Annotated in this window: 6 protein-coding genes; 4 read left to right on the top strand and 2 right to left on the bottom strand. The window is 30.0% G+C overall.

Going from position 1 to position 8,505, the window contains the following annotated elements:
- Both QM495_RS11295 and QM495_RS11290 read right to left on the bottom strand, forming a co-directional pair.
- Positions 1-1,469: hypothetical protein (locus QM495_RS11295; RefSeq protein ID WP_408672217.1), on the bottom strand; the 1,469-nt coding region annotated here is incomplete at its 3' end.
- Positions 1,470-1,481: 12 nt separating this feature from the next.
- Positions 1,482-2,237, bottom strand: a complete 756-nt coding sequence (locus QM495_RS11290; protein WP_408672216.1) for a double zinc ribbon domain-containing protein — start codon at positions 2,235-2,237, stop codon at positions 1,482-1,484.
- A gap of 827 nt (positions 2,238-3,064) precedes the next feature.
- On the opposite strand from QM495_RS11290, the gene QM495_RS11285 reads away from it, so the two are divergent.
- From QM495_RS11285 to QM495_RS11270, 4 genes are read left to right on the top strand one after another with little or no spacing between them, the layout of a single operon-like run.
- Complete coding sequence (locus QM495_RS11285; protein WP_408672215.1) at positions 3,065-3,685, top strand: DUF47 domain-containing protein; 621 nt, start codon at positions 3,065-3,067, stop codon at positions 3,683-3,685.
- 16 nt (positions 3,686-3,701) lie between these two features.
- Positions 3,702-5,447 (top strand): inorganic phosphate transporter, encoded by a 1,746-nt coding sequence (locus tag QM495_RS11280; RefSeq protein WP_408672214.1) that lies wholly within the window; start codon positions 3,702-3,704, stop codon positions 5,445-5,447.
- Positions 5,448-5,471: 24 nt separating this feature from the next.
- Positions 5,472-6,830 carry an OprO/OprP family phosphate-selective porin gene (locus QM495_RS11275; RefSeq protein ID WP_408672213.1) on the top strand — a complete coding sequence of 453 codons (1,359 nt, stop codon included), beginning with the start codon at positions 5,472-5,474 and terminating at the stop codon, positions 6,828-6,830.
- A gap of 35 nt (positions 6,831-6,865) precedes the next feature.
- Positions 6,866-8,458, top strand: a complete 1,593-nt coding sequence (locus tag QM495_RS11270) for a lamin tail domain-containing protein (RefSeq protein ID WP_408672212.1) — start codon at positions 6,866-6,868, stop codon at positions 8,456-8,458.
- Positions 8,459-8,505 lie beyond the last annotated feature (47 nt).

Genomic DNA, 8,505 nt, shown 5'->3' with positions numbered 1-8,505 from the left:
CTATAATAAGGAATACCACCGTTTACAAAAACAGGGATATCAATAGATTGACCTACATATACGCGCTCAGGTGCAGCTACTCTAGTTATTGAAAAATCTGCTGCATTGGCAATTTTTTCGTCAATTAAGCTAATGAGTTGCTGAGTTTTAGAGATTGCAGTTAATCCCCCTATTTCAGGATAAATTTTTAAATTATTGTTTAAAATAGTGAGTGCCTCAGCTGCGTATATTTTGGCGATATGTAATTCTACACCTTTTTTATATAAATTTGCTGCTTTTTGATAAGGATGCCTTGCTTTATTAATTACGTTATTAATAAGTTCATTTCGTTCTGCTTTTTCTGCTTTTTCTTCTAATTCTGAGTGTAATTCATAAATTTTATCTTGATTATCAATATTGTTATTAAGTATAAATTTATCTAGTTTAATAAGTAAAGAATTAGCGTTTCTAATTTGCCCAGATTTTATTTTGTTACTGATATTAACGAGTTGACGGCGTACGAGTATTGCATTGCCAATTCTTTCATTCTCTACGGCATTTTTTGCATCTTCACGTTCTTTTTGAAGCATAGCAATTTCTGTATATAATGTTGAAACCCTATTTGCAGTAAAAGCAATCACTAATCCTGGTAAAAAACCTCCAGCTATTGTTACAGTAGCGTTTGCTGCTGCACCTGCTAATCCAGTTCCAACTGCACCTGCAACATAACCAACACCTTTGCTTGTTGCATTAATGGCTTTAATTTCGGGTTCATCATCACTATAATAAATATCGTAGGCATCATATAATACAAAAACTCCATCAATTACACCACCCACAACACCTCCAGGGCCATTACCTGGAGTTTCTAAATCGGTGATGTTTTTCCAATCTGTTACAGATTTCTGTTTTAAATAATCAAGAAAAGCTTTTACTCTTCCTGGGGGCAGGTTATTTGCTGCATCCTTTAATTTCTTAACTAATTCTTTAGATACTTTTCCTCCACTAGCTATTACATCATCAATTTTAGAGGCTGCTTGTAATGCCGTATTTCCAACTAAGTCACCACCTCCAGCAATAATATTTCTTAAAACTTTTGTGTTTTTACTCAATTTTCCAACAGCTGAAGCTGCAAAGCTATTTAGTCGACGTGGAGACATCTTAGCAAGTTTTGAAAGGTTAGAACTTGACATTTTTGAAAGTCTCGATAAAAAATCTTTCGTTTGTTTTTTAGTCATATGTTTTACAGACTTCCATAATTCTTGTGTAGCTTTTGAAACAACCGCACGATTGTTTTTGTTCATAGCAGCTCTTGTTAATTCTGTAGATATGGCCTTGACAATCTCAGATTTTGTATGTGCTTCTACTACATCCAATGTTTCTTTCTGAAATGTCTTTGGTTTATTCTCTCCTTTTTTTTGAGCATAGGAAAAACTACTAATTAGTAACGATAGTAAAATAGTAAGACTTTGTATATATATTTTTTTCATGATTTTTTTAGTTTATTTTTCACTTTCTAAAAATTCTAACTGCCATTTAGCAGCTAATGAACCCTTGTCAGCAGCTTGTATCAATAATTTTTTTGCTTTTTTAATATCTTTTTTTGTCCATATTCCTTGCTCGTAATAATCAGAAAGTTGAACCATTGCATTAAGATCTCCTTTATCAGCTAATTTTTTATATAGTTCAAATGCTTTATACTGATTTGGTTGAACAGCTATACCATAACGATATTGTTCTGCACTGTTTTTGTCTTTAGAATCTATTACTTTATCTCTTTTAGTTGTATTATTAATGGCATCATTTGGAGAATCAACTATTTCTTCTTGTGAGTCTTGTGAGTCTTGTGAGTTGGTAGTATCTTCCCAATCGTCATCTAAATTATAGAGGATTATAGAACCTACTATAACAAAGGCAATAAATCCTACTACAATTTTGCCTAACGTTTTTAGAATGCTTCCTTTTTTCCTTTTTGTTGTAGAATTAGATTTTTGTTTAGAAATGGGCAGTGGAGTACTCTTTTGAACTTGTTTTTTTTGCTTAATTGGCACATTCTTTTGTGTACTTTCATTTATAGGTGTTCCGCATTCGGCACAAAATTTTTCATCTTTTTCAAATGGCGTATTACATTTTGGACAAAGGTTAGCTTTTGCTTTAATTTCTTTAGAAGGTTGAATTACTTTTTGTCCACAAGTACCACAGAAGAGAGCTCCTTCATTTAATTTATTTCCGCAATTTGGACAGCTTATAGCTTTCATATAATTATTTTTTGGTGAATAATATTATATATTTTAGTTGTACCTTATTGATAAATTGAATAATGAATTTGTTCCACCTTGTAGTATATAAATATCTAAATACATGATAAGTGAGAAACAATACTAGGAGTATACTTAATAAAGTGAATTTCATAATAACACCTAATTTTAATTACAAATAATCAAAATATTGGGGTGTTATTACTAGTTAGATAAAGTGCTAATTTTATGAAAATAACTATTCAATTAGAAGGGGTTTGATTTTAACTTACTTAAAACTAGAATTATTAAATTGATTTTTTACAATTTTTTTATTATAATAAATTAAAATTATAAAGTTTAGTTGGTATTTTGTATGATAAATATCACATGAATAAAAAACTTATTAAAACTAAGAACGGTTAAATACAGAAATAATTTAGAACAAATTTTTAAATTAATTTTATAAACTTTACTAAAAAAATGATAACTATAACTAGTCTAAAAAAACACTTACGAACTTAAGTTTTACATAAATATTTCATCAAGATTTATAAAGTAAATTAAGTGATCAAATATAATTATTAAGATAATTATCAATTATATACTGTTTTATTGTGACCATAAAAACTATAAATAAACACTACAAGTACTTATTAAAAAGTATATTAAACGCTACTAAATACATTTAAAACCCTAAAAAATAGATATATAAAATATTTTAAAACACTACATATTTATTTTAAAACTTTTAATGTGATATATATCATATTTACATAGGTGTATAGTTGCTAATTTTACTTCATAAAGTTTTTGAGATGATAAAAATATTTAAGACTTCAAAAAATGTGATCATTAATATTGATGAATACTTCAATAATGTAGAACAAGGAAATTTTAATTTTAAGCAGGGTGTGAATCATTATTTAGATGGTGAAACCGATGAGTTTGAAAATAATTTAAGAAAAATTAAAAAACTTGAAAGTGATGCTGATTCAATTATTAGAAAGATTGAAAATGATTTTTATGTGTATTCGTTAATGCCCAATTATTCAAGTGATATTTTAAATCTCTTAGAAAAGACAGACGATATAATAGATAAGGCAAAAAAAGTACTAAGTCAATTTGATGTAGAAGCTCCTTATTTTCCGGAGGACTTGAAGAATGATTTTAAGCGATTAGTTTCTTTATCTGTAAAATCTGTTGAAAATGTTATTTCTGCTGCTCGAGTTTTTTTTACTGCTCCAAATTTAGTGAAAGATAAGCTACAAAAGGTTATTTTTTATGAGCGTGAGACAGACAAACTAGCTACTAATATTAAGCGTAGATTGTTTAAAGAAATGGACTTTTTAAAATTGAGTGAGAAAATACACATACGTTATTTTACATTGCATGTAGAAGAAGTTTCTGATGCCTCTGAAGTGGTAGCTAAAATGTTATCCTCACTAGTAATTAAAATTAAAATGTAATCAACCACCTTAAAACATGTTTTTATTTTTCTTAACAAGTGGTTTATTTTTAGGATGGTCTTTAGGAGCTAACGACGCAGCCAATATATTTGGTTCAGCCGTTGGTTCTAAAATGGTTAAGTTTAGTTCAGCAGTAATCATCGCTTCTATATTTGTAATTTTAGGAGCACTTCTTCAGGGTTCAGGAGCTTCACATACATTAGGAAAACTAGGATCTGTTAATGCAATTGGAGGTGCTTTTACAGTTGCTTTATGTGCTGGGCTTACCGTTTTTTGGATGACAAAATTAAAATTACCTGTTTCAACTTCACAAGCCGTTATTGGAGCTATTATTGGTTGGAATTTTTATTCAGGTAACCCAACAGATATGGAAGTGTTAGGTAAAATTGTAAGCACCTGGATTGCTGGGCCTATATTAGGTGGAATATTTGCCATTATTTTGTATTTATTACTTAAAGCAATCCTTAATAAAAGTGAAATTCACTTAATAAAACGAGATGCTTATTTAAAATATGCTTTATTAATAATTGGTGGTTTTGGGGCTTATAGTTTGGGGGCAAATAATGTGGCAAATGTAGTTGGTGTATTTGTACCTTCAGTACCAACTATTGAGCTTGATTTTGGCTTTTTCACTTTAGATGGTATTCAATTATTGTTTCTTGTAGGTGGTATTTCAATAGCAATTGGAATTGTAACTTATTCTAAAAAAGTAATGATGACAGTTGGTAACGATTTAATGAATTTATCAGCAGAATCGGCGTTGATTATTGTTTTGGCACACTCAATGGTATTATTTATATTTTCTTCAACTACGTTATCAAATGCCGTTCAAAGTATTGGTTTACCTGAAATACCACTAGTTCCAGTATCAAGTTCTCAAGCAATTGTTGGTGCAATTATGGGAATAGGCCTCATAAAAGGAGGGAAAGGAATTGAATTTAAGGTTTTGGGAAAGATTTCAATTGGATGGATTTCAACACCAATAATAGCCGGACTAGTATCTTTTGTATCGCTATTTTTTATGGATAATGTTTTCAAATTAACTGTTTTTCAAAATAAACTTGAAGAGGTGAAAAATAGTTTGGAACCAATAATTACATCCGTACGAAATGGTCATGAATCAGCTATTCATTTATTCCAACCGTTACTATATACAATCATTTTTATTTTATTAGTAATTATAGTATTCCTCGCAACAAAAATATACCATAATAATATTAAATCGAAAGATGATCAATCCCATGAGTTGATTATTAATTACGAATCTCAAGAAAAATTACTCAAAAGAGAACTTAGTAAAGTAAATGATGATAATTTAAAGCTGGAAAAAGAAATTGGATTTAAGCGCAAGGAACAAATGGATATTGCCTTAAATATTATAAATAAAAACAGAATTCTTGAAAAATTAAAATCAAAAATAAATAAAATAATAGATAAACCAGAAGAACAAAAAGAAAATTTAGTACGCCTAAAAACATTGATTGTAGATAATCTTAGTTTAGATAAAGATAGAGAACGATTTAATATTTATGTAAACGAATTGAATAGAGATTTTTATTTCAGATTATTGAGCAGATACCCTAATTTAACTGATAATGAACAACGTTTATGTTCATTAGTTAGACTTAATTTAAGCTCAAAGGAAATGTCGTCTATTCTAAATATCTCTACAAAAAGTGTAGAAGTTAATAGACATAGACTTCGAAAAAAAATGCATCTAAAAAGAGAAGATAACTTAACTGAATTAATAAGTAAATTATAATAATAAGTAATAATTAAAATAGAAATGAAAAATAAATTTTACACATTAGTAGTGGCTTTAATCCTCTATAGTATTGGATTGACAGCTCAAGAAGAGAATGTTACTATCAACCAGTATGGACAAAAAGTAAATGTTGTAGAGCTAAGTGCTCAAGCACAAAATGGAATTTTATCTTTTGAATCTAAAGATAAAAGAATTAAATTTTGGTTAGACAACAGAGTATATTTTGATGGTGGAATTTACTTTGATAACGACACCTATAATCCAATAGGAAATGGAATGACTATTAGACGAGCTCGTTTTGCGGTTAAAACTAGAATAAACAAAAATTGGTACGGTGAAATAGATTTAGATTTTGCTGGTGCAGTTACGGAAATGAAAGATATGTATATTAAATATACAAATGATGCTGGTGATTTTAATATTAAAGGTGGTCATTTTAAAGAGGGATTTTCAATGGAAACAACTACAACATCTAGGTACGTAACTTTTATGGAGCGTTCTCTAGCTTCTAAATTTTCTCCTTCTCGTCATTTAGGATTTCAAGCTAATTATATGAAAGAGAAATTTTTGTTCATTGGAGGTATTCACTTTAACACTCAAGGAGAATTTGAAGAAGTAGAATTCGGACAAGATGCTAATAAAAAAGAAGGTATGGATGAAGGATACTCTTTAACCGGTAGAGCTGTATTTAGACCTATTATTGACAATGAAAAGTTTCTGCATATTGGATTTGGAGCTTCTTATAGAACACCAAAAACAGATTTAGAAGTGCCAAATTCTTATAGGTTTAGCACACGTTCTATTTCTGCAATTAATAGAAAAAAATATTTAGATACAGATGATATATTAAATGTTGATAGCAGAACTCTATGGAATGTTGAGTTGGCAGGTGCTTATAAAAATATCATGTTCCAATCTGAGTATATCAATACTGATATCCAAAGAACTGAAGGTTTTACAGATGTTAACTTAAATGGTTTTTATGCACAAGCTGGAATACTATTAAAAGGAGGAAAATATAATTATAACAGAAATGAAGGTGAGTTTACTCAAGTTACTAGAGGAAGTGATAAAGGAGAATTAGAATTAGCTTTTAGATATGATTATATTGATCTTAATGATGAAGTAGCTGGTATTTATGGTGGTGGAGCAGATGCATACACACTTGGATTGAATTATTATTTTAATTCAAATGTGAAATTGATGCTTAACTATTCATATTTAAACCATGATAGATATGCTAACGGAAAAAGCAAATTGTATGTAGGATATGATAGCAGTGGTAATTTAACAAAAGATTATGCTGAAGTTATAGATGCTGAAGGTGATGCAGGAGATGATTATGGTCAATTACAAATGAGAATTGAAATAGACTTCTAAAAAATAAATAATAGAATTTTAAAAAACGGTATAAAATGAAAAATAATAAATATTTAATATTAGGATTACTATTAACACTATTTAGTGTGGTAGGATGTACTACAGACGAAGTATTTCAACAAGATGCACCCGATGTAGCAACTTCAGAAGTGAAGTTAAATGAAATTATGTCAACAGGTTCTCCTGACTGGATAGAACTTTATAATGGTGGAACTGAAGCTGTTAATTTAGCAGGTTATAAATTAACTGATAGTAGCCAAGAATGGACAATTGATGCACTAACAATTCCTGCAGGTGGTTATGTATCATTTGATGCGGATGATTCAAATGTAGCGAATGTATCTACTAATTTTAAAATATCATCTGGAGGAGAAAAAATTACACTGTATAATGCAGATGGAGAGTTAATAGATGAAATTACTACACCAGACATGGCAGCACAAGTAGGTTTAACTTACGGTAGAGAAATTGATGGTGGAGATGTTTGGGTTGTTCAAGGTGCTTCAAAAGGAGTTGCAAACAGCAATGTAAATAACGCACCTGTTCTTATAGCTGAACCTTTAACAGAATTTATAGATGTTTACGAAGTTACCGCTTCGGATGCTGATGGAATTGCGTCAGTGAAATTAGTTTATTTGGCAAATGGAGGCGTTCAATCTATAGATATGGCATTAGTAAGCGGCAAATACAAAGCTTCAGTTCCTAAATCAAATGTAGGTTCTATTGTAAATTATTATGTCGTTGCTACAGATACAACAGGAAAAGTTTCTTACTATCCTGAAGACGGAAGTAATAATCCAGCCGAATTTATAGTAGCTGGAGGTTTAAATGAATTAGATATCCAAGGAGAAAATGCAGGTTTTAGAGGGGTAGTTACTTTTACAACCACACCTTATTATCCAGAGCAAGTTGATGAGATTAGACTATATTATTTACTACCTGGAGAATTACAAGATGATGTTAATGATGATAAAACAAAAGTTGTTTTAACTAAAAATGGAGATACTTTTTCAGGAGTAATTCCAGCTCAAAATACAGATGATGTAGTTAGTTATTACTTAAGAGTAGAATATTTAGACGGTACTAAAACATATTACCCGATTGAAGAAGATGGTGGAGATTTTAATCACGATTTAGGTACAACTTGGCCAAGTTATACAATTGAAGCAATTACGTACGCCGATGTGGTAAATACAACAGTAAATTATACTGCAGGTCCATTAACTAGTGTTGTTTTTCCTTCAAACCCAGTTCCTGGAACAGATATTAATGTTGTTTTAGCTTATACAAGTACTGAAAACATTGATGAGGCAAGAATCTATTTTGATGTTGGTGATGCACCAGTTTATGTAAAAGCCAATAAAGTAAAAGGTGAAGATGATGCATCGTTTACCCAAACTGGAGTTACAGTTAATTTAAAAGATGAAGTTGCAGATAATGGTTTAGCAGTTGGTGAAACTGGTAATAAAACGAGTTTCTATGTGCGTATTGCAACAGCAACAGCTGAATACTATTATGGTAGTGATGGATCTATGTATTTAGATGATACTCCAGGAGGAGGTTCAACAGATCAATCGGATGATTTTAAAGCAGATACCAATCTTTGGAATGTATTAAATGTTCAATAATTAATGTATTTAATCAGCTTACGGTGAAAGTCGTAAGCTGATAATAT

It is taken from the genome of Lutibacter sp., assembly GCF_046055765.1.
Lineage (GTDB): Bacteria > Bacteroidota > Bacteroidia > Flavobacteriales > Flavobacteriaceae > Lutibacter.
Note: the sequence above shows the minus strand (reverse complement) of the source record. Positions and strands in the feature narration are given on the sequence as shown.